The organism is Spiroplasma endosymbiont of Crioceris asparagi (assembly GCF_964020035.1).
GTDB lineage: Bacteria > Bacillota_I > Bacilli_A > Mycoplasmatales > Mycoplasmataceae > TIUS-1.
Window position 1 is genome coordinate 328,584 of sequence record NZ_OZ026475.1, and the last position, 26,489, is coordinate 355,072.

General features: G+C 26.5%; 26 protein-coding genes. 23 read left to right on the top strand and 3 right to left on the bottom strand.

Features of this window, described 5'->3' with window-relative positions; translation table 4 throughout:
• Nucleotides 1–18 precede the first annotated feature (18 nt).
• The 6 genes from AACL01_RS01540 (at nt 19) to AACL01_RS01565 (ending at nt 7,356) form a co-directional block, all read left to right on the top strand.
• Nucleotides 19–1,383 carry a glycine--tRNA ligase gene (locus tag AACL01_RS01540; RefSeq protein WP_422397971.1) on the top strand — a complete coding sequence of 455 codons (1,365 nt, stop codon included), beginning with the start codon at nt 19–21 and terminating at the stop codon, nt 1,381–1,383.
• Between the two features lie 11 nt (nt 1,384–1,394).
• Complete coding sequence (dnaG, locus tag AACL01_RS01545) at nt 1,395–3,263, top strand: DNA primase (RefSeq protein ID WP_339023183.1); 1,869 nt, start codon at nt 1,395–1,397, stop codon at nt 3,261–3,263.
• 7 nt (nt 3,264–3,270) lie between these two features.
• On the top strand, nt 3,271–4,611 hold the full coding sequence (locus AACL01_RS01550; protein ID WP_339023185.1) for a sigma-70 family RNA polymerase sigma factor: 1,341 nt from the start codon (nt 3,271–3,273) through the stop codon (nt 4,609–4,611).
• Nucleotides 4,612–4,613: 2 nt separating this feature from the next.
• On the top strand, nt 4,614–5,315 hold the full coding sequence (locus AACL01_RS01555; RefSeq protein WP_339023186.1) for a class I SAM-dependent methyltransferase: 702 nt from the start codon (nt 4,614–4,616) through the stop codon (nt 5,313–5,315).
• Entirely contained in the window at nt 5,299–6,093 is a 795-nt protein-coding gene (locus AACL01_RS01560; RefSeq protein ID WP_339023187.1) for a Nif3-like dinuclear metal center hexameric protein, read from the top strand. Before AACL01_RS01555 ends, AACL01_RS01560 begins: the two co-directional genes overlap by 17 nt.
• Nucleotides 6,094–6,276: 183 nt before the next feature.
• On the top strand, nt 6,277–7,356 hold the full coding sequence (locus AACL01_RS01565; RefSeq protein WP_339023189.1) for a nicotinate-nucleotide adenylyltransferase: 1,080 nt from the start codon (nt 6,277–6,279) through the stop codon (nt 7,354–7,356).
• Between the two features lie 3 nt (nt 7,357–7,359).
• On the opposite strand, the gene AACL01_RS01570 is transcribed toward AACL01_RS01565, so the two are convergent.
• Nucleotides 7,360–7,767, bottom strand: a complete 408-nt coding sequence (locus tag AACL01_RS01570) for a hypothetical protein (protein WP_339023190.1) — start codon at nt 7,765–7,767, stop codon at nt 7,360–7,362.
• 50 nt (nt 7,768–7,817) lie between these two features.
• On the opposite strand from AACL01_RS01570, the gene AACL01_RS01575 reads away from it, so the two are divergent.
• The 9 genes from AACL01_RS01575 to AACL01_RS01615 all read left to right on the top strand — a co-directional run bounded on the left by AACL01_RS01575 (nt 7,818) and on the right by AACL01_RS01615 (nt 14,260).
• Nucleotides 7,818–8,390, top strand: coding sequence for a DJ-1/PfpI family protein (locus AACL01_RS01575; RefSeq protein ID WP_339023192.1), 573 nt, complete (start codon nt 7,818–7,820; stop codon nt 8,388–8,390).
• A 39-nt stretch (nt 8,391–8,429) separates the two neighbouring features.
• Nucleotides 8,430–8,642 carry a hypothetical protein gene (locus AACL01_RS01580; protein WP_339023194.1) on the top strand — a complete coding sequence of 71 codons (213 nt, stop codon included), beginning with the start codon at nt 8,430–8,432 and terminating at the stop codon, nt 8,640–8,642.
• 71 nt (nt 8,643–8,713) lie between these two features.
• Complete coding sequence (gene nusA / locus AACL01_RS01585) at nt 8,714–9,841, top strand: transcription termination factor NusA (protein WP_339023195.1); 1,128 nt, start codon at nt 8,714–8,716, stop codon at nt 9,839–9,841.
• A complete protein-coding gene (gene rnpM, locus AACL01_RS01590) occupies nt 9,841–10,107 on the top strand; it encodes an RNase P modulator RnpM (protein WP_339023196.1) in 267 nt (88 codons plus the stop codon). The genes nusA and rnpM overlap by 1 nt, the downstream gene beginning before the upstream one ends.
• A 5-nt stretch (nt 10,108–10,112) precedes the next feature.
• Nucleotides 10,113–10,907, top strand: a complete 795-nt coding sequence (locus tag AACL01_RS01595) for a Cof-type HAD-IIB family hydrolase (RefSeq protein ID WP_339023197.1) — start codon at nt 10,113–10,115, stop codon at nt 10,905–10,907.
• A gap of 20 nt (nt 10,908–10,927) precedes the next feature.
• Entirely contained in the window at nt 10,928–12,784 is a 1,857-nt protein-coding gene (gene infB / locus AACL01_RS01600; RefSeq protein WP_339023199.1) for a translation initiation factor IF-2, read from the top strand.
• 1 nt (nt 12,785) lies between these two features.
• On the top strand, nt 12,786–13,127 hold the full coding sequence (gene rbfA / locus AACL01_RS01605) for a 30S ribosome-binding factor RbfA (RefSeq protein WP_339023201.1): 342 nt from the start codon (nt 12,786–12,788) through the stop codon (nt 13,125–13,127).
• Nucleotides 13,127–13,837, top strand: coding sequence for a 16S rRNA (uracil(1498)-N(3))-methyltransferase (locus tag AACL01_RS01610; protein ID WP_339023203.1), 711 nt, complete (start codon nt 13,127–13,129; stop codon nt 13,835–13,837). The genes rbfA and AACL01_RS01610 overlap by 1 nt, the downstream gene beginning before the upstream one ends.
• Nucleotides 13,838–13,876: 39 nt before the next feature.
• On the top strand, nt 13,877–14,260 hold the full coding sequence (locus AACL01_RS01615; RefSeq protein ID WP_339023204.1) for a hypothetical protein: 384 nt from the start codon (nt 13,877–13,879) through the stop codon (nt 14,258–14,260).
• Nucleotides 14,261–14,313: 53 nt separating this feature from the next.
• Here the strand turns inward: AACL01_RS01615 and AACL01_RS01620 are convergent, their stop codons facing one another.
• Nucleotides 14,314–14,703 (bottom strand): hypothetical protein, encoded by a 390-nt coding sequence (locus AACL01_RS01620; RefSeq protein WP_339023205.1) that lies wholly within the window; start codon nt 14,701–14,703, stop codon nt 14,314–14,316.
• Nucleotides 14,704–14,837: 134 nt separating this feature from the next.
• Between AACL01_RS01620 and truB the strand changes: the two genes are divergently transcribed.
• Complete coding sequence (gene truB, locus AACL01_RS01625) at nt 14,838–15,761, top strand: tRNA pseudouridine(55) synthase TruB (protein WP_339023207.1); 924 nt, start codon at nt 14,838–14,840, stop codon at nt 15,759–15,761.
• The gene (locus AACL01_RS01630) at nt 15,754–16,572 is read left to right on the top strand and encodes a hypothetical protein (RefSeq protein ID WP_339023209.1); all 819 of its coding nucleotides are present in this window, start codon (nt 15,754–15,756) and stop codon (nt 16,570–16,572) included. The genes truB and AACL01_RS01630 overlap by 8 nt, the downstream gene beginning before the upstream one ends.
• Here the strand turns inward: AACL01_RS01630 and AACL01_RS01635 are convergent.
• Nucleotides 16,559–17,158, bottom strand: a complete 600-nt coding sequence (locus tag AACL01_RS01635; RefSeq protein WP_339023211.1) for an FMN-dependent NADH-azoreductase — start codon at nt 17,156–17,158, stop codon at nt 16,559–16,561. The genes AACL01_RS01630 and AACL01_RS01635 overlap by 14 nt on opposite strands.
• 65 nt (nt 17,159–17,223) lie before the next feature.
• Between AACL01_RS01635 and udk the strand changes: the two genes are divergently transcribed.
• The 6 genes from udk to AACL01_RS01665 all read left to right on the top strand — a co-directional run bounded on the left by udk (nt 17,224) and on the right by AACL01_RS01665 (nt 26,473).
• Nucleotides 17,224–17,838, top strand: a complete 615-nt coding sequence (gene udk / locus AACL01_RS01640) for a uridine kinase (protein ID WP_339023213.1) — start codon at nt 17,224–17,226, stop codon at nt 17,836–17,838.
• A 144-nt stretch (nt 17,839–17,982) separates the two neighbouring features.
• Nucleotides 17,983–19,953 carry a DNA topoisomerase IV subunit B gene (parE, locus tag AACL01_RS01645; protein ID WP_339023215.1) on the top strand — a complete coding sequence of 657 codons (1,971 nt, stop codon included), beginning with the start codon at nt 17,983–17,985 and terminating at the stop codon, nt 19,951–19,953.
• The gene (parC, locus tag AACL01_RS01650) at nt 19,946–22,555 is read left to right on the top strand and encodes a DNA topoisomerase IV subunit A (RefSeq protein WP_339023216.1); all 2,610 of its coding nucleotides are present in this window, start codon (nt 19,946–19,948) and stop codon (nt 22,553–22,555) included. Before parE ends, parC begins: the two co-directional genes overlap by 8 nt.
• Nucleotides 22,556–22,595: 40 nt before the next feature.
• Complete coding sequence (locus tag AACL01_RS01655) at nt 22,596–24,746, top strand: ATP-dependent DNA helicase (RefSeq protein ID WP_339022277.1); 2,151 nt, start codon at nt 22,596–22,598, stop codon at nt 24,744–24,746.
• A gap of 34 nt (nt 24,747–24,780) precedes the next feature.
• Complete coding sequence (gene nagA, locus AACL01_RS01660; protein ID WP_339022279.1) at nt 24,781–25,932, top strand: N-acetylglucosamine-6-phosphate deacetylase; 1,152 nt, start codon at nt 24,781–24,783, stop codon at nt 25,930–25,932.
• A complete protein-coding gene (locus AACL01_RS01665; RefSeq protein WP_339022280.1) occupies nt 25,922–26,473 on the top strand; it encodes a hypothetical protein in 552 nt (183 codons plus the stop codon). Before nagA ends, AACL01_RS01665 begins: the two co-directional genes overlap by 11 nt.
• Nucleotides 26,474–26,489 lie beyond the last annotated feature (16 nt).

The window sequence follows — 26,489 nt, forward strand, 5'->3', positions numbered from 1 at the left end:
AACATGAGTAATAAAAACATTAAATTAGATATGGAAAAATTAATTGTTTTCTTAAAATCTAATGGTTTTATTTTTCAAGGTTCTGAAATTTATGGTGGTCTAGCAAATTCTTGAGACTATGGTCCACTTGGTTCTGAATTGAAAAAAAATATTAAAGACACATGATGAAATTATTTTGTAAGAAATAATGAATTAAATGTTGGTTTAGATTCTTCCATTTTATTAAATAATGGGGTGTGAAAAGCTTCAGGACATTTAAAAAATTTCAGTGATCCATTAATTGATTGCAAAGAATGCAAGACAAGAATGAGAGCAGATAAAATAATTGAAGAATTTACAAAAGAAATAATTACTGATCCTTCAGACGAAAATTTAGAAAGAATTATTAAAGAAAAAGCAATTCCTTGTCCAATTTGTAAAAAACAAAATTTTACAAGTATTAGAAAATTTATGTTAATGTATAAAACTAACCAAGGTGTAATTGAAAATGAAAATTCAATTGTTTATTTAAGACCTGAAACTGCTCAAGGAATTTTTATTAATTTTAAAAATATTCAAAGATCAACTAGAAAAAAATTACCGTTTGGAGTAGGACAAATCGGTAAAAGTTTCCGAAATGAAATTACCCCTGGTAACTTCATTTTTAGAACTAGAGAATTTGAACAAATGGAGTTAGAATTTTTCTTTTCAAAAGATGATAAACAAGATTGATTTGAATATTGACTACAAGAAGTAAATAATTTTTTGAAAAACAAAATGCTTTTTAAACAAGAAAATTATATTTTAAGAGAACACTCAAAAGATGAACTGGCACACTATGCAAAAAGAACAGTTGATATTGAATACAAATTTCCGTTCGGAGTTGGGGAATTATGGGGAATTGCGCACCGTGCTGATTTTGATTTAAAAAGTCACATGGCAGAAAGCAAACAAGATTTAAGCTATTTAAATCCCCAAACTAATCAAAAAGAAATTCCCTATGTAATTGAACCAAGTGTTGGGGTAGAAAGATTATTTTTGGCAACTATTTGTAATGCATATGATGAAGAAAAAGTTGGCGAAGATATGAGAACAATTCTTAAATTGCCATTTGCACTTGCATCATACAAAGTTGCTGTGTTGCCATTACAAAAACAACAAGCAGAACAAGCAAAACAAATTTTTGATGAAATTAAAGAAGAGTTAAATGCAACATTTGATTTAGCGGGTCAAATTGGTAAAAGATATCGTCGTCAAGATGCAATTGGGACACCATTTTGTATCACTGTTGACTTTGATAGTATAAACGATCAATGTGTCACAATCAGAGAGCGAGATACAATGAAACAAGAACGTGTTTTGATTTCAGAAATCATTAATTATATTATTAAAAACAAAAAATAAAAGGAGTTTCAATGGTTGAAGGAAGACTTGGCGAACAAGATATTAAAGACTTTTTGGATCAACTAGATATAGCTGATGTAATTGGTTCTTTTATTCAAATTGAAAAACATGGTCGTAACTTTCGAGCAGTTTGTCCATTTCATAATGATTCTGATCCTTCACTACAAATAACTCCAAGTAAAAAAATCTTTAAATGTTTTCCTTGTGGTGTCGGGGGGACAGCAATATCTTTTGTACAGAAATACAAAAATATTAACTTTTATGAAGCGGTTGATTTTCTTGCTACAAAATACAATATTAAAATTAAAAATTTTAAATTTGAAAAACGTGAAAAAAAATATAGTGATGCCGAAGAAAAATTGTTTGCTTTAAATGAAGAATTAAAAAAAATCTTTATGGCACAAAAAATTGTGCGAAATGCCAAAGAATATTTAGAATATTTAAAATCACGTAAATTTACTGATGCCGATATTAAAAAGTTTGAAATTGGAATTTTTAATATCCCGCCAGGTGAACTTTATAAAATTTTAATTAAAAAATCACATGATGAACAAACAATAATTGATTCAGGAATAATTTATAAAAAGGGAACAAGCTTTGATTCTAATTACTTTAATAGAATTGTTTTTCCAATTTTAAATGAAGATGGAAAAACTATTGGGTTTTCTGCGAGAACAATTATTAAAGATGAAAAACCAAAATATATTAACTCTCGAGAAAATCTTATCTTTAAAAAATCACATTTGTTATATAACTATTTTCATGCAAGTGAATTTATTCGTCAAAAAAATGAAGTTATTATTTTAGAAGGATTTATGGATGTTATTGCTTTAAATCGCATCGGAATTAAAAATGCTATTGCAATAATGGGGACTAATTTAAGTGATGAACAAATTAAAATTATTTCTCACTCAACTAAAAAATTTAAATTATTCTTAGATGGTGATGACCCAGGAATTAACGCCACTATAAAGGCGGCAAAAAAATTATTAGATTTCAACTATGATGTTGAAATTGTTAAAAATCCTACAGATAAAGATCCTGATGAATTAGTAATTGAAAATAAAACAAAAGAAATCAATGATATGATTGCTAATCCTAATCATGTTGTCGACTTCACAATTAATTATTACAAAGCTAAAACTGATTTTTCTGATATTAAAAGTGTAGATAAATTTATTAGTGAATGCTTAGATTTACTTAAAAGAATTGGTAATCCAATTGTTCAAAAAATGGGGATTCAAAAAATATCAGAATTATCTAAAGTTGATATTAATTCGCTTAGTGATCAATTAGCTAAATTAAGTGGTGTTAATATTAAACAAGATTTTTATCCCAACTTTATTCCTGAAGAAGAAGAATTTCAAGAACCATTCCCAGATGAATTGAGTGAAATTCCTAACATTCAAGAAGAAACTTTTAATTTTAAAGATATTAATCAATTTAAATATGAGTTAGTTCAAAAACGGCTTATTAATGATTTGATTAAAAATGATAAATTTTTAACTGAAATCGAAAGAATTCTTTATAAATTTAAAAACAAAATTTATTTAAAAATTGCTAAATTTATAATTAATGAATATAATCATAAAACATATAAAGGTAACAATTTTAATTATTTAATACAAAAATTTACCGATTATGATGAAACGTTATTGGATGAACTATATAGTATTTGAAATAATTGTTTTTCACAAACAATGAATAAAAAAGAGTTTAATGAAATTTTGCAAACGTTGGACGAATATGAAATAAATCAAGAACTAGAAGAAATAGCAATTAAAATTAAAAAGACAACAGATGAAAAAGAAAAACTTCAATTAACAAGAAAATTTGAAGTTTATATTAGAAAAAGATCTAATTTAAAAACAAACAAATAGGAGATACATGAATTTAAAAAACAAAAAATTTAAAGACTTTGAAGACTTTAAAAAAAATATATTAAAAATTGCAAAAAAAGAAGGTAATAAAATTGAACAAGATATGTTACAAGAATATATTGCCACAAAATATGCAGCAGCAACAGAAACAGAAATTGACAGTTTCTTTAATGATTTAACAAAAAGCGGCATTGAGTTTATTGATAACTTAGACGAAATCGATGTTGAAGTTGAATTAGATGAAGTTGAGAAAAAAGAAGTGCAAGAACTAACTTTATCACCAACTTCAACAAAATATCGTGTGGGATTAATCTCAAACGATACAAAAATTCAAGATGTAATTAAATCATATTTTAATCAAATTGGATCATCTAGAATTTTAACTAAAGATGAAGAAATTGAATATGCAAAAATGATTCAATCAGATGATCCTGATGAAGTTAAAGAAGGTCGTGAAAAATTAATTACTTCTAACTTGAAGTTAGTTATTTCTGTTGCTAGAAAACACTTAAATCGTGGTCTTGAATTTTCTGACTTAATTGAAGAGGGAAATGTTGGTTTAATTAAAGCTGTTGATAAATTTGATTATTCAAAAGGATTTAAATTCTCAACATATGCAACATGATGAATTAGACAAGCAATTACCAGAGCAATTGCTGATCAAGCAAGAACAATTAGAATTCCTGTTCACATGGTAGAAACAATTAATAAAATTACTCGTATTGAAAGACAATTAACTCAAGAATTAGGAAGAGAACCTTCAACTGAAGAAATTGCTGAAAAATATGGGAAAGATATTACACCTCAAAAAATTACTGAAATTAAAAAATTAGCAATTGAACCAGTAATTTTAGAAAAACCATTTGGTGATGAAGATGATACCCATTTTGGAGATTTTGTTGAAGATAAAGACATTGTTTCACCAGATGAATATACAGAAAAAGAAGCTTTAAGAGAAGTAATTGATGAAGCATTTGCTTCCATCTTATCACCACGTGAAGAAAAAGTTATTAGAATGCGTTTTGGAATTTTACCAACTAAGTTAAGAACTATTGTATATCTTGCAAAAGAGTGCGAAGATGAAACATATGATAGTTTAATTAAAGCGATTTCTGATCTTGATGTTCACATTGATACACCAGTGGAAAAATTGCAATTATATAAACATAAAATTATTCAACATCATTTATCAAAATATGATTATCCTAAAACATTAGAAGATGTAGGGAAAGAAATTAAAGTAACGCGTGAAAGAATTAGACAAATTGAAGCTAAAACTATTCGTAAATTTAAACCAAATGCAGCAAATGCAAAAACAAAAATTTTAAAAGATTTTTTTAAAGGATAATTATGGGAATTATTACTCCAAGATTATTAGCAATTGCAAATATGATTAAAGACGAAAAATGTGTTGCCGATATTGGGACAGATCATGGGTATATTCCAATTTATTTAGCTAAGAAACACACAGTTAAAAAAATTTATTGTACTGATGTCGCTGAAGAACCACTAAACAAAGCTAGAAATAATATTAATAGTTTTGGAGTTCAAAAAGATATTGAAATTGTCAAATCTGATGGTATTAGTTGAATTAAAGAATACCGCGTTAAAGTTGATACATGCATTATTGCAGGGATGGGTTCAAAAACTATTTTACAAATCTTAAAAGAAGATTGTGAGTTAATTGATTGTTATGTAATTTGTTGCAATACAAACAACACACCAATTCGTCAATGAGCAAAAGAACATAAATATTTTATTGAATCAGAAGTCATTGTTAAAGATAATGACATTATTTATGAAGTTATTAAAATTAACAAGCATGCTGGTAAAAAAATCAAAAATTTAAAAGATTTATATTTTGGACCAATATTAAGAAAAACAAAAAATAATAAAATTTATTTTGAAAAATGATTGTTAGAAGAACAACGTCAAAATAAATTACTTTCTAAAATTCCAGTCAAAACAAAAAAATATAAAGATACTTTAAAATACAATAAAAAAATAAAAAAAATGATAAATAAGGTGATAAAAGATGAGTTCAAAAGTTAAATCTGCAGAATTGTACAGATATATTAATGATTTATTTCCCCAAGCTTCAGCAGGAGAATGAGATAAAATTGGTTTTCAAATAGAGAGTGTCTATGATTTACCAAGTCAAAATGAAATAGCAGGTGTTGTTATTTGTTTAGATATTACAAATGAAGTAGTGGATTTTGCTATCAAAAAACACGCTAATTTAATAATTAGTCGTCATCCATTTATTTTTGATAATCTAGATGAAGAAATGATCAATCCTTCAAAGAAAAGAAATCTCGACTTATTAGTTAAAAATGAAATTCAAGTGTTTTCAATTCACTCTAACTATGATGCTTCTAAAAAGCGTGCTTTATTTGCCATGTTAGAAGAAGAATTTAATGTTAAAGATATTAAAAGAAAAGGTGAGTTAAAAGAAACTTTACGAGTTAATTTATATGATGACATCACTAAAAAAGAAATTCTTGATAAATTTAAAAAAGCATTTAAATGCAAAAAAGCACTAGTTTCAAAACACACCAATTTAGAAGATACTGCAAATTCATTCTTAATATGTACAGGTGCTGGTGGTGATTACATTGTTGCTAATGGAATTACTAAAAAACTATTTATTTCTGGTGAGTTAAAATGACATCAATGAGTTTATGCAAAAAATAATGACGTTGATGTATTTGCTGTTGGTCACTATATGGAAAATATGTTTATTTATGATATGGAAAATAAATTAAATAAAACATTTAAAGATTTAGCTGTTTATCCATTTGATATTGAAAATTTATTTGAAATTAAATAAAACAAAAAGCACCCTTAGGTGCTTTTGCAATAAAAAATAGATTTAACAACTAATCACAAACCTTGTTGTCAAATAAAGAAAAGAAAGGATTTGGAATACTTTAGTTTGTGATGTCAAACGACTTAAATATTATAGCATATATTTTTTTTGTGTGTAAAATATTTATATATTTTAAGGAGAAATATGAAAATAGCTTTATTAGGTGGAACATTTGATCCATTTCATGCTGATCACTTAAGTATAATTAAGCAGTGCAAAGAAGTTTTGAAATTTGATGAAGTTTGAGTAATTCCCACATTTCAAAATCCCTTTAAATTAGCTGTTAAATCAACTCCCGAAGATCGAATTAACATGATAAATTTAGGAATTAATAAATTAGATTATGTAAAAGTTGTTGATAAAGAAATCAAAAGTAAGGCACCAAGTTATACATTTGATACTGTTAAATGATTAAAAAAAGAATATCCAAATAATGAATTTACATTTATTATTGGTTCTGATCAGCTACAAAATTTAGAACAATGACATCGTTTTGAAGAATTATTAAAAGAGGTAAATTTTATTTGTTTTGAAAGAATGACAACTAATTTTGACATTGCAAACAAATATAACGTTCAAGTTATTAAGTTTAATAATTTACATTTAAGTTCAACAAAATTACGTGACGCTGTGGAAATGTCTAAACAATTACCAGTGGTTAATGAGTATATAAATAATAAATTATTGTATTTAGCATCTCGTTTAAAAATGTCACCAAAAAGATTACAACATTCAATCAATGTAGGTGAATGCGCAGAAGAGTTGGCAAAAATTAATAATATTGATCCGCAAATTGCTAAAATTGCTGGTACATTGCATGATGTTGCAAAAGAATTTTCTGATGAAAAATTAAGCAATTTAATTATTCAAATGGATAAAAATTTATTAAATGAACCTAAATCTGTGTGACATGGTTTTGCGGGATATGTTTATTTAAAAAACGAATGATTAATTGACAATGAAGAAATTTTAAATGCTGTATTTAAACATACTGTAGGTGATGAAAATATGTCAGCGTTAGATAAAATTGTTTTTTGTGCAGATAAAATTTCTAAGGAAAGAACTTATCATGGTGTAGAAGAATTACGCAAATTAACATTTCAAAATTTAGATGCCGGGTTTAAAGAAATTTTAAAAAATCAATATAACGTTGCACTTGAAAAATTTGGTGAAGCAGCTATTGGTGAAAAAATTAAAAAAACATATAAAAAATATGTAGGTTAAAACTTACATTTTTATTTTTAAAAAATCGTTAACTTTAATATTTAAAAAATCAATCGTTTTTGATGCAAAGACAAAAATATATCAAGCATTTTTATAATATCCAGTAACTTTTTGAATAGGCATTTTAGAATAAGTAGAAATAACTTTACCATTTTTATCACAAAACACAACATCAATTTCTTCTTTAAGACCAATCGTATTGAAAGCATGAGCATTTTGAATTCTAAAAGCAATTTGACTTTCAAAGCGTTCATTTAATAAAATAGTGGCAATTTTTTCATCTAAATATTTTAGACATGTAACTTGAATATCGATCTCATTTTCATTATGAAGAAGATAACCACGAAGGTATTCTTTTTGATAATATGAAATTTTATTATTCTCAATATTTTTTCTTTTAAATAATCCCATATGAATACCTAGTAGTTTATAATTAAATTATAAATTAAAAGGGAGGTATTATGAATAAATTAGCATTATTCTTAATTGAAGGATTTGAAGATACTGAAGCAATTGCAACTCTTGATGTTATTCGTCGAGCAAGCAAAATGTTCCCAAACAAAATTAAATCAATTGATTTAATTGGCATTAAAAATACTGAATTTGTAACTGGCGGTTGAGGCACTAAAGTGGTTCCAGATAAATATTTAAAAGATGTTAACATTGATGAATACCAAGGATTTATTTTTCCTGGTGGAGGACTTGGGGTTGAAAACTTATTTAAAGAAGAAATATTATTTGCAGAAATTGCAGAACAATATAAAAAAAATAAGTTAGTTGCAGCAATTTGTGCGGCACCGCAAGTTTTAGGAAAAATTGGTATTTTAGATAATAAAAAAGTAACACATTATCCTGGATGTACACAATATTTGGATAAAGCACTTTTACAATCAAATACAGCAGCCATTAGAGACGGTAATATTATTACTGGTAGTTCAATTGGTGGCGCAATTGCTTTTGGTTTAGAAATAATTAAATTTTTCTTAACAAGTGATGAAGCAAAACAAATTGAAAAATCCTTGGTAATATATTAATTAGTAATATACTATTATATATATAGATAAGGGGAAGTTATGAATCGCGAAAAATTTTTAGAAAAATGAGGAGCTGAATATGATGTTGTCAATTCAGAAAAATCATTTAAATTAGTGAAAAAAGAAGATGGTAAAGCTGTTATTTGAGTTACAAGTGGAAGCCATGGGGTTGGGATTACACCAAAACTACCAAACATTGAGTTGGTTTCTGATTTCATAGATTTATGTAAAGAAGCTATTAATCCTTGATAAAAAGTGTTATAATTATTTTATATTAAAAAGAAGGCGCAAGCCTTCTTTCAATTTTATAAAAGGAGAAAATCATGATAGACACAAAAGAACTTTTAGAAGCAATATATGAAATTGCTGAAGAAAAAAAGATCGACCAAGAATTAGTTGTTGAAGCAATTAAGGAGGGTTTTCAAAAAGCATATGAAAAACATTTTGATCCTGAAGCAATAACTAAAGTAGATATTGACAAAACTAATGGAATTATTAAAGTTTTTAAAGAATTAACAGTCGTTAAAACTATTGAAGATGAATGATTAGATATTAAATTAGAAGACGCCAAAAAAATTTATGGTAGTGATGTAACAATTGGAGATAAAGTTTATGAACCAGTTGAATATAATGAATCATTTTCTAAATTAGCAGCTTTACAAGTAAGTCAAATTATTAAACAAAAAATTCGTGAAGGTGAAAAAGCAAAAATTTTTGAAACATTTGAAGGAAAAAAAGGCACAATTGTTGGGGGGATTGTTAGAGATTTAACTGAAACTTCATACTTAATTGATATTGATGGAACATTAATTTCAATTTGAAATAAACGTATTATTCCTGGTGAAAAAATTAAATTAAACCAAAGATTAACAGTTTATATTGAAGATGTTTTAAAAGATAATAAACATTCACAAATTCAAGCAACTAGAATTCACCCTAAATTTTTAGAAAAACTTTTAGAAATTGAAGTTCCCGAAATTAATGAAGGTGTAATTGAAGTCAAATCTGTTTCTAGAGAACCGGGAATTAGAGCAAAAGTTGCTGTAGTTTCGCATGATCCAAATGTTGATCCAATTGGAAGCTGTGTTGGTAATGGTGGATCAAGAATTAAATTAATTACTAATGAATTAAATGGTGAAAAAATCGATGTGGTGTTCTGAGATGAAAATCAAGTTAAATTTATAATTAATGCCTTATCACCAGTTAAAGTAATTAGTATTGATTATGATGCAGAAAAAAATGAAGCAAAAGTTATTGTTCCTGATGAACAATTATCACTTGCAATTGGTAAAAAAGGAATGGCTGCAAGACTTGTGGCAAACTTAGTAAAAACAAGAATCAATATTTTTTCACTATCTGATTCAGCTAGACAAGACATTCCAAACTTATGAAATGGAAACATCACTAAAGAAGATTTAGAATCAAAAACATTTTTAAATAAAAGACGTTAATGAAACATAAAGTTTTAAGAAAAGATGTTTCCACAAACACAATGCTTCCTAAAGTTGAATTAATTAGAGTTGTTAAAAACAAAAATGGAGAAATTTTTGTAGATCAAACTCAAAAAGCAAATGGTCGTGGAGTATATTTACGTGCTAACTTAGAAGCATTAGCAATTGTTAAAAAACAAAGATTATTAGAAAAAGGATTAAAAACAAAAATAGGAGAAGAGGTTTTCTTGATGATTGAAAAAGAAATCAAAGAAAATTGGATGTAAATAATATGAAATGATGAATATCAGATTATGATGGAACAATTAATATTAATGAAGATGAAAAAGTTTTAAAAGAAGACTTAGATTTTATTAATGAATGAATTAATAATGGCAATAAATTTGTTATTGCTAGTGGACGTATTAAAGACGAAATTTTACACTTTAAAAAATATAATAAAATTGATTTTGACTATATTATCGCCAACAATGGGGCATGTGTTTATGACAAACACGAACAACTAATTGCAACAATTAATATTAGTATGGAATCAAGACCAAAAATTAAAGAAGTTTTAACAAAATTAAAAGATGAATTTTCAATTGGTTATACAATTACTAATATTAGAAATTCACTAGCTTATACTTTTGATAAAGAAATTGACGGGAATGACTTTTTTAATGATGTGGCACCAAAATTTGATAATTGAGAATCAGGAATTAAAGATATTGAAAATAATGAAATGCTTAATGACATTATGTTTTTAGCAAGTGCTGATCGAATTGATAAAGTAAGAGAATATTTTAAAGATATTCCTGATGTTAAATGTGTAAAAACTCACAAAAATTTAATTGAAGTTATTCACAAAGATGTGTCAAAAGCTCATGGAATCAATATGATTTTACAACATGCTAATGCCAATGTTTCAATGGATGATATCTATACTTCAGGGGATGGAGAAAATGATATTGAAATGTTAGCAATCACTAAAAATTCATTTGCAATGGAGAAGGCGAGTGATAATGTTAAAAAACATGCCCAACATGTGATAAAATTTGTTAGAGAAATAAAAAACTATTTATAAAATTTTAGGGGGGTGTTTCAATGGCTAAAAACAATAATAAAAAAATTAAAGTTTCAAAGAACAAATCCATAAAAGATACTAAAGAATTAAAAAATAAACTATCAGCTAAATCTGCAATTGGATTGGTTGATGGTATTTTTGTTTATAATGAACCACTATCTGTTTCAGAATTTGCCGAAAAAATTGGGAAATCAGCATCAGAAGTGGTTAAATATTTTTTCTTAAAAGGAAATATTATTAACCAAAATACACAAATGACTGAAGAACAAATGGGAGAAATTTGTTTAGAATTTGGTTTTGATTTCAAAAAAGAAGTTAAAATGACAAAGGAAAACTTATTAGACACAATAAAATTTGATATTAATTTAGACCAATTAAAAGAAAGACCACCAGTTGTAACTATTATGGGTCATGTTGATCATGGAAAAACTACATTATTAGATGCAATTAGAAAATCTAATATTGTTGGTGGGGAATTCGGAGGAATTACTCAACATATTGGTGCTTATCAAGTAGAACATGAAAATAAATTTATTACTTTCATTGATACTCCTGGTCACGAGGCATTTAGTGAAATGCGTGCTCGTGGAAGTCAAGCAACTGATATTGTTATTATTGTGGTAGCTGCTGATGAAGGATTAAAACCCCAAACTATTGAAGCAATTAATCATGCGAAAGCTGCTCATGTTCCAATTATTGTGTTTATTAACAAAATGGATAAACCAAATGCTAATCCCGATAAAGTTAAATCAGAATTGATGCAATATGAATTAGTTGCAGAAGATTATGGTGGAGATGTGCCATTTGTTGAGGGATCTGCTATTAAAAAAATGGGTTTGAATCAATTGCTAGATACAATTTTATTAATTGCTGAATTAAATGAATATAAAGCTGATTATGAAAATTCAGCACGCGGGGTTGTTTTAGAAGCATACTTAGATCGTTCAAAAGGACCTGTTGCAACTGTTTTAGTACAAAATGGTGTACTAAATATTAGAGATACAGTTGTTGCTGGAGGAACTTTTGGTTCAGTTAAATCTTTAGAAGATGAAAATAAAAAACGTTTAAAAAATGCCAATCCATCTAAACCAATTATTGTAATTGGGTTAAATGAAGTTCCAAGAGCAGGAGATAAATTCTTAGTTTTAGGTGAAGAAAAATTAGCACGTGATATTGCGAAAGCTCAAGCTTTAAGAATTTCAGAAGAAATGAAAACAAAAGCACAGAACTTTTCTTTAGAAGCAATTAAACATCAAATTGAATTAAACGAATTAAAAGTTATTAACATTATTTTAAAAGCTGATACTCAAGGAACAATTGAAGCCGTTAAGAGTTCATTAATGAAAATTAATGTTAATGGTATCAGAATCAACATTGTTCATGCTGGAGTTGGAGCTATTTCTAATTCTGATGTAACTTTAGCATTAGCATCTGAATCATTGTTATATGGTTTTAATGTTAGACCAATTGCCCAAGTGAGAGAAAAAGCTGAAGAAGATGGAATCACAATTAGATTGCATAACATTATTTATAAATTAATTGAAGAAGTAGAAGAACTAGCAAAAGGATTTATTGAACCAGAATATACTGAAGTTATTGTTGGAGAAGCAGAAGTAAGAGAATTATTTAGACACTCAGAAATAGGAACAATTGCTGGATGTCGTGTTGTAAATGGTGCTATTCCTCGTGGATCAAAAGTACATATTATAAGAGATGGTGTGTTAGTTTATACAGGTGAATTATCAAGTTTAAAAAATAAAAAAGATGATATTAAAGAAGCTCGTGAAGGCATGGAATGTGGTTTAACTATTAAAAACTACAATGATATTAAACAAGGTGACTTAATTGAAGCATTTAAGCTTGATGTAAAGGAATAATATGGGTTCATTTAAAGGACAACGATTACAAGCTGATATTTTAAAAGCTTTAACAATTATTTTTCAAAGAGAATTTTTAAATTCTCGATACATAAAAACTTTAACAATTCACGAAGTTAGACTAACATCCGATAAGAGAATTGCCAAAATTTTTTATTCAACATATGATGTCAATGCAAAACTAGAAAATGTTGAAGCGGAAATTAATAAACATTTAAAATACATTAAAAAAATGCTAGCACAAAAAATTAGTGCGCGCATTATGCCTGAAATTATATTTGTTTATGACACTGCTTTAGATAATGCTAATCGCATTGAAAAATTATTAAAAGGTGACCAATAATGTTTCGTTATTTTGTTAATGATAAATCAAATAACCAATTTATTATTAAAGATAAAGATCACCACCACATTAAAAATGTCATCAAATTAAAACCACAAGAAATTATTGAATGTGTTTATAATGGTGATGTTTTTTCTTGTGTGATTGATGAAATTTTACCAACTTCAACAATTGTAAAAATTAATTATATCCTTACAACTAATGAAAAAAAAGTTAAAAAAGTTTTAATTATGTCATTAATTAGAGAACAAAAATGAGACATTGCAATTCAAAAAGCAACTGAACTTGGCGTTGATGAGATTGTTCCAATAAGTTTAAAAAGAAATATTGTAAAAATTATTGAACAAAAAGAAGACAGTAAGGTTTTACGTTGACAAAAAATTTGTGAAACTGCCGCAATGCAAGCTAAAAGAACAACAATTCCTAAAGTTACAAACATTATTAAAAATATTAATGAGTTAAAAAATTATTTATGTGATCTTAATATAGTTGCTTGAGAAGAAGAAAAAACTAAAACTTTAAAAGAAACTTTAACAAACCAAGTGTCTTCAATTTCATTCTTAATTGGTCCCGAAGGGGGAATCGAACCAAAAGAAATAGAACAATTAAAACTTCTTGGATTTGAACCTGTTAGTCTTGGTAAGAATATTTTACGTGCTGAAACAGCGCCACTATATATTTTAAGTTCATTTATTTACGAAGGTTATTAAAGAATATAATATTAGTGAAGGGACAGGTATTTATACTTTATGGAAAATGAAAAAGAAAAATGACATAAAATTGTGAAAATCACAACAATTATTACATTAATTTTATCTTGTTGACAAATTGCTTGAATCAGCTTCTATAATTTATTTGTATTTAAAACTGATTTTAATTGAGACACACTAGCTGTATTAAAAAAAGTCTTTGTAGTAATTAGTTTCATTGAAATAAGCATGTATGCAATTGTTATTTTTGTGTGTTTATCATTAATTTTTTGTATATGAAAAGCAAACATCTTTGATAATAAAAATAACTGAATTAAATTCCTTGTATTACCAACAGTTGTTTTAAGTATTTGAACACCACTAGTATTAGTATATTGAATCCCATATTTAATGGGTTATAGTAGAATTAAAAACCAAAAATAATTCAATAAAATAAAAAACATAAACTAGCAAGTTTATGTTTTTTATTTACACTTTTAAATTTGATAATTGTTTTTTGTGAAAAACTTACTTTGTTTAATTAATAAAACAGCAACACCAATTTGGGTAATAAACAAAATAACTCCAAATAAAGTACATCAAAAAATTATTTTAAAACCTAAATTGTTTTTTAAAAATTGTTTGTTATTCACTAAAAAATAAAATCAAACTAAATTATTAATTGCCATTATTATTAATACTAATCCTCAATAGATAAAAAAGATAAATGGTGGTTCAATAAATCAGTTTCATCATGTGATGCCATGATTAATATCTTTATAAATAAAATAACTAAATAAAATTGCAATAACAAAGATTGTACCAAAAAATAATTGGACACCAAAAGTAATTGCCAAAGTTGTTTTTAGACTCAATTGTTTATTCATTTTCTTTTCTTCCTATAAATATTATACATCTGTTAAAAATAAAAAATAATTTTGAATTATCTAATATAGAAATAAATGCTTGTGTTTGATAATTATTAATTACAAGTGTTATATAATTATAAAAAAGGATTACAATGAAAAACAAATCAGGATTTTTTTTAGTCGATAAACCAATTGGAATGTCATCTAACTTATTATTAGAAAAAATAAAAAAACGTTTAGGTTTAAAAAAATTAGGACATTGTGGCACATTAGATCCGCAAGCTAGTGGTCTGATGATTGTTTTGGTCAATCAAGCAACTAAGGTTAGCGAATATTTTTTAAGTAGCGAAAAAGAATATGTTTTTAAAATGAAACTATTTGAAACTACAAAAACATTAGATTTTGAAGGCGAAATTTCAGAATCACAAACACCATTTAAAATTTCTAAAAAAACTTTAGAAGAGGTTGTTAATAAGTACAATGGTTATGTTTATGAACAATACCCACCAATTTATAGTGCAATTAAAGTTAATGGTAAAAAATTATATGAGTATGCTAGAAAAGAACAAGAAGCCCCCAAAATTGAACCAAGAAGAGTAGAAATAAAAAAATTAGACTTATTAAAATGTCATAAAAAATCAATGGAACTTGAATTTCGCGCCATTTGTAGTAAGGGCACATATATTAGAAGTTTAGCATTAGATATTGCTAAAGATTTGGGAACGATTGCTTATGTATCTGCATTAAGACGAACAAAATCGGGAAACTTTAAAATTGAAGATGCTAAGCAATATTTAAATTTAACTTTAGAAGACATTTATACTACTTATCAAGGATTAATAATTAATAAATATCCGATTTATGAATATAAAAATTTAAAAGAAATTGTTCATGGTCAAGCAATTAAAATGCCAGCAGCTAAAGATGAAACAATTTTTATTTCAAATTCGAATAATGAAATTATGGCAATTTATACAAGAATCAGCAATGGTTTTTATAAATGCAAAAGGGGACTTTGAGAAATTGATCCCAATATTGAATTAACAATCGCCCAAAAGGAAGACTATTATGGATAACATTAAAAAAATAAACTTACAAGAAAAAGTTAATGAATTTAAATTTAAAAATGACAAAAATGTCATTTGCATTGGAAATTTTGATGGTTTACATTTAATTCACCGTAAAATTTTAAATGCTGGTAATGTAGTTGCCAAAATTAATAATATGAGTTTTTCAATTTTTACATTTAGTGAAAAAATTGCGCCAACACAAATGAAATATAATTTACAAGCTAAACAAACCAAATATGAAATTATGAATCAATTGTATTCACCCGATTATATTTTTGAGATGCAGGTAAATGAAGCAACAAAATCAACATCATATGAAGATTTTATGAAATATTTAAAAGATGTTTTACATGTTCAAAAAATAGTTATCGGAAGCGATTTCCGATTCGGTTTTGAGGGTCGTGGGAAAGTAACATTTTTAAAAGAATATTTCGGTGAAGAAAATATTATTATTTATACAAGAACACAATTTCACTCAACAACAAATATTAAAAAATTATTACAAGAACATAAATATTATGAAATATATGAATTAAATAAGAGGTTTCATGAAGTATTAGTTTTAAACAATACTAATAAAAAATATTATTTTGAAGATGATGAATTTCCTTTTGAAGATGGAAAATATGAAGTAGTAATTGAAAATGAATTATATGTAATGGAAGTAAATGGTAAAAAAATTACATTTGATAATGAAATTAAAAGTAAACAAAAATATTTATTAATAAAAATGGTAAGTTTTTTAGAAAAAAAAAAAAAAAATAGAGTAGACTCTATTTTTTTATTTATAAATATTATTTTAATTAAAATTCTTTAGCTGCTTTTTTTATTTCTTCTACAATTGTCATTGCGGCGTCTTCGGGTTTCATTTCACTTAATGGTTTAACTTTAGTTCCATTTAATGAAAGTGGTTTATTAATTTTAATCCCTGCAAATTCCAATGATTTAGAAAGATATGTTGCTAAGTTTCCTCATTGATATCAATCACTTGGGGCACCTTGAGTTGTAATAATTTGTGCTTTTAGATGAGTTAACAAACCAATTGCATCTCCTTTTTTTGAATATTTATAAGAAAATGTTTCGTTAGCAACAAAAATGTGATCCAAGTAATTTTTAACAATTGCTGGAACTGCAAAATTATTCATTGAACAAGTTAATATTAATTTATCAACACTCTTTAACTGTTTTATATATTTACCAGAATTTTCTTCATTAAAAAATTCGCTGAAGTTATTTCTAGATAATGATTGATTTGCCATTGGTAAATCATTTAAATCTAAGAATTCAAATTGGTCATCAGGATTAAGTATTTGATATTCATTAATGAACAATTCTGTGACTGCATGTGAATAAGATTTGCTTTTTTCAACAATTGAACCATTTATTACTAATATTTTTCCCATTTTTCCTCCTTTTAAAAGTTTATTATGATTAAATTATATCAACAATATATATCAATGGGGGAAAAATGAAGATTATTTTAATTGCTGGTGGAAGCGGAAGTGGGAAAACAACCATTTCAGGAAAGATATCAGAAGTTTTTAAAAATGAGTCTGTTGAATGTATATCATTAGATTCTTATTATAAAGATAACAAAAATAAAACACTTGCTGAAAAGCTAAAAATTAATTATGATCATCCAGACAATATTGATATCAATAAAGTGGTTAAAGATTTAAAGGATTTAAAAGCTGGTAAAACTGTGGATGTTCCAGTTTATGATTTTGAGATTCATGGGATTAAAGAATCAGAAACAATTAAAATTAAAACTCCTGACGTATTAATTTTAGAAGGGATTTTAACATTACACTTTGAAGAGTTACGTAAGCTTGCAGATATTAAAATTTATATTGAAACTCAATCTGATATTAGATTCATTAGAAGGTTAACAAGAGATATTAATGAGCGTGGTAGAACAATTGAAAATGTTATTGAACAATATTTAGCAACTGTAAAACCAATGCATAGAGCATATGTTAAACCATCAATTCATCATGCAGATATTATTATTCCATATTATGAATACAATGATATTGCAGTCGATTTAATCACTTCAAAAATTAAAGAAATTTTACAAAAATAAAAATGCGTAAGCAATTTTTTTTATTTGCATTGCAAAAATAAGAAAAAATATTTTTTTTATATTTTTTTTATATTTGGTTTTTTTATGTGGTATATATTAAGAAAACACGTTTTTAAAACCGAGTTAAGAGAAATAAGGGAGCGCATGGCGGAAATTAAAAAGAAAAAATCAAGTTATAGTGAAGATTCGATTCAAGTTTTAGAAGGTCTAGAAGCGGTTAGAAAAAGACCTGGAATGTATATTGGTTCAACAGATGTTCGTGGATTACATCATTTGGTTTGAGAAATTGTGGATAACTCAATTGATGAATCTTTAGCTGGCTTTTGTGACGAAATTAAAGTAACAATTGAAAAAAATAATTCTATTACAGTTGAAGATAATGGACGTGGTGTACCAACTGGTTTACATAAAGAAACAGGTAAATCAACTCCCGAAGTTATTTTTTCAATTTTACATGCCGGAGGAAAATTTGGTGGAGATGGTTATAAAACATCTGGAGGACTACATGGTGTTGGTTCATCTGTTGTTAATGCATTGTCATCACAATTTGATGTAAAAATTTATCGTGATGGTGCGATCCATACAATTAAATTTGGTAATGGTGGAAAACTAATTCAAAATTTAAAAAAAGAAGGAACAACTTCTAAAACTGGAACAGTTGTTAATTTTGTTCCTGATAAAAAGATTTTTTCTGATACAAAATTTTCATTCTCAACAATTTCTGAAAGATTAAAAGAATCAGCATTGTTAAATTCAGGTTTAAAAATTAGCTTAACTGATAAGAGAACTAATAAACAAGTTGATTATCAATTTGAAAATGGTTTAATTGAATTTATTAAAGAACTAAAAGGTGATGATAAAGAAGTTACTGCCCCAATTGTAATTAAAGGAACTGAACAAGAAATTGATGTTGAAATTGTTTTAGCATATACAGAAGGTTATTCTGAAAATATATTAGGTTTTGCTAATAATGTTAAAACAAGTGATGGTGGAACTCACATTACAGGGTTTAAAACCGGACTAGTAAAATCAATGAATGATTTTGCAAAAAAAGAAGGAATATTAAAAGAAAAAGATAAAAGATTAGATTCTTCTGATTTAAAAGAAGGACTTATTGCAATTATTACTGTAAAAATTCCCGAAAAATTAATTCAATATGAAGGACAAACTAAAGGTAAACTAGGAACAAGTGAAGCAAGATATATTTGTGAAAAAATTACTAGTGAAAAATTAGATTTTTGATTACAAGAAAATCGTCCTTCAGCTTTAAAAATTGTTGATAAAGCATTGTTAGCAAGAAGGGCCAAAGAAGAAGCAAGAAAAGCGCGTCAAGCAATTAGAGACCAAAAAAATAAAGGTAAAACTAATTCAAGAATGTTAGGGAAGTTAACCCCAGCTCAAGGTAAGGATAAATTAAAAAATGAATTATTCTTAGTTGAGGGTGATTCAGCGGGAGGAAGTGCGAAATCAGGAAGAGATCGTCGTTTCCAAGCAATACTTCCTTTAAGAGGGAAAGTTATTAATGCTGAAAAAACTAAAATTCAAGATTTATTAAAAAATGAAGAAATTAATGCAATTATTAATTCTATTGGCGCAGGGCTGGGATTGGAATTCGAACTAGAAGATTCTAATTATGGAAAAATCATATTAATGACCGATGCCGATACTGATGGTGCGCACATCCAAACATTGTTATTAACATTCTTTTATAGATATATGAAAGACTTAATCATTAACAAACGTATTTATATTGCCTTACCACCATTATTTAAAATTACTCCACAAGGTTCAAAAGAGTTTTTCTATTTATGAACTGAACAAGAATTAAGTGATTATGTTAGAGCAAATCCTAATAAAAAAATTGAAATTCAAAGATATAAAGGACTTGGGGAAATGAATGCAAACCAATTGTGAGAAACAACCATGGATCCTGCAACAAGAAAATTAATCCAAGTATCAATTAATGATGCATTACTTTCAGAAAATGCCTTTAGAACATTAATGGGTGATAAAGCAGAAAAACGTAAAGAGTGAATTGAAGAAAATGTTAAATTTACTTTAGAAGATAGTATTGATTTTGTTAATGAAAAATCAAGCGGGGACCAAAATGGCTAAAAAAAATAAGCAAGAAGAAATTGTGATTAATGAAGAAATAATTGAATATAACTTAGATGAATTGATGGAAGATCGTTTTGGAAGATATGCAAAATATATTATCCAAGAGCGTGCTTTACCTGATGTTCGTGATGGATTAAAACCTGTTCAAAGACGTATTTTATATACAATGAACGAAATTAATCTTTTTTATGATAAAGCTTATAAAAAATCAGCTAGAGTAGTTGGGGAAGTTATTGGTAAGTACCACCCCCATGGTGATACTTCAATTTATGAAGCCCTTGTGCGTATGTCACAATCATGAAAATTAAATATGCCATTAGTAGATATGCATGGTAATAATGGTTCGATTGATGGTGATAGTGCAGCGGCAATGCGTTATACAGAAGCACGTTTAGCAAAAGTTTCTAATTTATTATTAAATGATTTGAAAAAAGATTCAGTTTTATTTGCCCCAAACTTTGATGATTCTGAAGTAGAACCAACAGTTTTACCATCATACTTTCCAAATATTTTAGTTAATGGCTCAACAGGAATTGCCGCTGGTTATGCTACAAATATTCCACCACATAACTTTAGCGAAATTGTTGAAGCAACAATTAAATTAATTGAAAATCCCAATACAAGAGTTGATTCATTGGCAAAAATCATTAAAGGTCCAGATTTCCCAACAGGGGGAGTTGCGATGGGAAAAGCAGCAATTCTTGAATCTTTAAAAACTGGTCGTGGAAAAATTATTTTACAATCAAAAATTCATATTGAAGACCAAAATATTATTATTGATGAAATTCCATACGAAATTGTAAAACAAGATTTAGTAAGAAAAATCGGGGAAGCAATTGATAATAATCCGCAAATGGAAATTAAAGATATTCGTGATGAAACAGATCGAAATGGTTTACGAATTGTAATCGAGTTAAGTAAAAAAGCAAACATTGATGTTGTCAGAAAATGATTGTTAAAAAACACTCCTTTACAAGTTTCATATAACTATAACAATGTTGTAATTGTTGATAAACGTCCTAAATTATTAGGAACAATTGAAATTATTAAAGCTTACATTAAACATTTAAAAGAAGTGTTTTTGAAAAAAACTCGTTTTGATCTTGCAAAAGCAGAAAAAAGATTAGAAATTGTTAAGGGTTTAATTAAAGCAGTTGATATTTTAGATGATGTAATTCATATTATTAGAAAATCAACAAACCGTAATGACGCAATTGAAAATTTAATGTCTAAACATAAATTTTCAAACTTACAAGCTTCATCAATTGTAGATTTAAGATTGTATAGATTAACTTCAACTGACGTTAAAAAATTAATTGAAGAAAAAACAGAATTGTCTGAAACAATTAAAAAATACAAAAAAATCATCAACGATGAAAGTGTTTTAGATAAAGAATTAATTGATTTATTAACTAATATTAAAGCAGAATATGGTATTCCTCGAAGAACTCAAATTGAAGCAGTTGTTGAAAATATTGAAGTTAACTATAAAGATACAATTGTAGAAAAAGATTACAAAATCTGAATTTCTAAAGATGGATATTTAAAAGCTTTGGAAAAAAAATATGTTGAGCAAACACAATTATCTGCAAAAGATTTTGGTAGAAAACCATATGATATGTGAATTTCAACAGTGGAATTAAGTTCATTAGACAATTTGATTTTAGTTTGTTCAAATGGAACATATTATATGATGCCAGTTTATAAAATTACACCTTCAAAATGAAAAGATATTGGAATGCACATTAACAAAGTTGCTCCATTTGATGGAGAAAATAAAATTGTTGGTGTCTTTGCACTTAAATCATTTGAAAATGCACAACAAGAAATTTTATTGTGTACAAAAAATGGAATGATCAAAAGAACAATGATTGAAGACTTAGAAACAAAATCATTTAACCGTGCAATTAAAATTATGAATCTAGGAACAGGTGATGAAGTTGTTTCTGCTTCACTTGTAACTTCAAAAACTAAATATGTTTTAGTTTTAACAAAATCAGGATTTGCTGTAAGATATAGTATTTGAGATATTCCCGTGGCTGGGACTAATGCTAAAGGTGTTAAAGGAACCGCTGTTAAAGAAGATATTATTGGAGGAAAAGTATTTGAAGAAAATGCTGCCTTATTCTTAATTACAGATAAAGGAAATTATAAAAAGATTTCTCAAGATGCAATTCCAATAATGGCACGTCCAAAACGTGGAGTTAGAGTGTACCAATTTAAGAAAACTGGTAAACCTGAAAGTGCTATTGCTATGTTTAATGTTATTGAAAAAGACATTATTGATGTTTTAAACACAGATGATGAAATAAATTCATTTAATGTTCGTTCATTAAGAATGACTGATTTAGGTACTAAAACAGTTGAATTAAAAGCGGGAAGTATTTTAAATGCCATTTTACAAAAATCATTTGTTGTAGTTAATGGTGATAAACCTTCAAACCCAAATGTAAATAAAGGATTAACTGCTAATTTTGGTCAAGCTGATTTCTCAAACATTTTCGACAATGATTTTGATGCTTTAGAAGATGATGAAAAAGATATTGATGAATTAAAAACTGCAGATTTAAAAATTGATTTAGATGATATTTTAGATTAAACTTTAACTAGTAAAATAGTTAAAGTTTTTTTTGGTTAAAATGAAGTTTGTTGGAAAAGTTAAAAGAGTTATTTATACAAGAACTGATTTAATTGAGTTTGAATTTAGTGTCATTGGTAAAAGGCGACAATACATAAGATGTAAATACAATGGTAATATCGAATTTGTACCTAATTTTCAATATGAAATTGAAGGGGAATTACAAAATTCTTATGATAACAAAATGATTTTAAAAGTTAATTATATTAAAAAAGCATTGCAATTTGAGGGTGATCAATATTTACAAGTTTTTAGTTCTAGTTTATTTCCTTATATTACTTACAACGATGCTATTAAACTTTCTAAAATTGATAAAAATCCCATTATGTTTATTAAAAATAATCAAGATGAATTTAAAAAAAATGCCTCATTTTTAAAAAAAGATAAATTAGCATTAGTTTTAGATGTAATTAATAAATATTTTAATGTTGATGATTTGGCAAATAAATTTATTGAAAATCAATTAAACTTTGAAATTTTGGCAACATTAAAAACTAATTTTGGTGTTGAAGAAGAAGTTTTAAAAATTTTAACTGGCGATCTTTATAAGTTTATTGTTCCTATGAAAAAATTTAATTTTGAAGATATAGATAAAGTTTATTGCTTTTTTAACAAGGAAATATCAGATATTCGTATTTCATGATTGTCTTGAAATGTATTAACTAATATTTTATTTAATAGTGGTAATACGTATGCTAATCCAGATGTAATATTTGATGGGGTGAAAAAAATTATTCCCGAAGTTCAAACAAACTCTTTTTATGAACATTTAGTTTATGCAAAACAAAACAAAATCTTAGTTTTTAATAAACGACAAATTTATACAATTGAATCTTGAAGTGAAGAAGAAAATATTGCCAACTTTATTAAAAATTTAATTCTTCACAAAAAAGAAACTCCACTAAATCTAGAAAAATTTTTAGATAAAATGAAAGCTAAAAATAATATTGAATTGAATCAAGAACAAAGAGAAGTAATTAAAAATTTTATCGATTACCCCATATCACTAGTATCTGGTGGTCCTGGGACTGGAAAAACAACTTTAATTGATTTTATTGTTAATGCTTATAAAGAAATTTCAAAAAATGGTAAATATATTGTTTTAACTCCAACCGGAAGAGCGGCTTCAAGAATTAAAGAGTTTTCACAAATTAAAACATCGACAATTCATAAATTTTTAGAATATAAAGGTCGTGGTAATTTTGAAAAAAATGCTTTTAATAAACATAAGATTAATATGGTTATTGTCGATGAATCAGGAATGGTTGACCAACAACTTTTTTCTGCTTTATTTTCTGCATTAGATGAAACAACTAAAGTCGTATTAATTGGAGATTATAATCAGTTGCCTAGCATTGGTTATGGTGATGTTTTTAAAGATTTAATGAAATTTGCACAAATTCCTAAAACAATTTTAAAAATTAATAATCGAATTAAAATAAAAGATATTAATGAATTTGCTGTTAAAGTTTTAAATAATGAATTAACTGAAGGTGACTTCACAGACTCTGATAGTTTAAAATTTATTAATCCACAAGAAGTTAGTGATGAAAAAATTTATGATCATATTGTTCAAGAATATGAAAAATCATTTAGTGATAATATTGATGATTTGATCAATAATTGTCAATTAATTACCCCAATGAAGAATGGGATGTTTGGAATTCGTGAAATTAATGGTTATATTCAAACTAAAATTATTAAGAATAAAACCAAAAAACTAACTATTGGTCAAAACACATATTACTTAAATGACAAAATTATTTTTTTAGAAAACAATAGTATTGATGATTTTTATAATGGTGACATTGGAATTGTTACAGATCTTTCAAACGAGAAAACAAATAAACATTTAAAGGTTGTTACAAATAACAATGAGTTAACAATTGAAGGTGCTAATTTAACAAAATTTGCTTTAAATTATGGAACAACTGTACACAAAGTTCAAGGAAGTGAATTTAAAAAAGTTTTATTTGTTGTTGATCATACGAATAATAAAAACAAATGATTTTTAAACAAAAATCTTTTATATACTGCAATTACAAGAGCTAAACATCAACTTATAATTTATGGAAATAAAAAAGATATAATTCAAGCATCAGGTAAAGAACAAAAACCAAGATTAACAACTCTTTTAGATAAGTTGCTATAATTGAAATATAATATTAAGGATAAGGAAATTAAATATGATACTTAAAAATTGCAAAATTGTTTTAGAAGACAAAATTATTAATAATGGATATTTAGAAATTAAAGATCAAAAAATTATTAAAATTTCTGATACAAAAATTAGTGGTGATAACGAAATTGATTTAAAAAACAAAACTGTGCTTCCAGGATTTATTGATTGCCATGTGCATGGTGGTTATGGAATAACTTTTGAATCAGCAAATATAAATAAATATCAAGAGTTTGCAAAAAATGTTGCCAAAGAAGGGATTACATCTTATTTGTTAGCAACTGTTGCTATGAGCGATGAAAATTGTGTCAAACTATTTCCATTATTTAATGAATTTTTGCAAAATCAACAACAAAAATCTGCAAAATGTTTAGGAATTAATATGGAAGGTCCTTTTATTAATGAAATTAAAAAGGGTGCTCATGAAGTTAGTTTATTAAGAAAACCATCAATCAAAGATATGGAAAAATATCTTAAACTATCTGGAAACAATATTAAGGTTATTACTTATGCTCCTGAATTACAAGATGGTGAGTTTACAAAATTTTTAATAAAAAACAATATTATTCCATCATGTGGACATACTAACTTGTATGCGGTTGATTGAAACAAACACTATGCTGATGGAATTAGACACATTACTCACTTATTCAATGCCATGAATGGCGTTGATCACCGTAATGCTGGATTAGTTACTTCTTTATTGCAACAAAAAGGAATGGTAACAGAGCTAATTACTGATGGAATTCATGTACAGAAAGAAACAATGCAATTAGCATATCATGCACTAGGGGCTGATAATTTAGTTATTATCACTGATGCAATGAGTGCAAAGGGATTACCAGATGGAAATTATAAATTGGGAAACTTAGATGTTGTTAAAAAAGGTATGCAAGTTAATTTAGCTGGTGGGGCAGGGAGTTTAGCTGGATCTGCTGCAACATATGACCACAATGTAAGAACTTTCATAAAAACTATTGATGGTTTGGATTTAAGAGAATTAATTAAAATGACATCAATAAATTTTGCAAAAGAAATTGGTATTTTTGATAAAACGGGAAGTATTGCTGAAAATAAATATGCGGATTTGACAATTCTTGATGAAAACAATAACATCTATATGACAATTGTAAATGGAGAAATTGCTTTTGAAAAATAAATTATTACACCCTAAAACTTATTTTTATATTAAATACTTTTTTACAATTTTTTGCTTTTTAGCAATTATCCTTGCATTAATGCCATACCTTTATTTAAAAAAGGATTTTTTTTCAAGTGAAACTTTATACAAAAAAATTACGTGATTAATTTTTAGCTTTCAATTATTATTTTTAGGAATTTTTATTTATTTAAAAATTAAAATTACTAAAAAAACTGGTTATAAATATGACAAAAAAGATTGAATTTGATTTTCTAGTTTTTTACTTTGTGTGACAATATCATTAATTATTTCATTGCTTTTTATTATTAATATAAATGGGTTTGCAAATAATTTTTGAGTTAAGTGAAGTTTGGCGATTGTGGTAACATTTATTTTAGCAATATTGGCTTCAATAACAGAACTTTTATCTCGTTATAAAGAACATCAAAAAGTTGCGATGGACTATGAATTAGAAGCTCTTAAACATGACGAAGAAGTTATGAAAGCAAAAATTGAGTCAAAAGAGGTAGATTCTTTAGAAAAAGTTTTTAAAGAATAATATTTTTTTGCAAGAA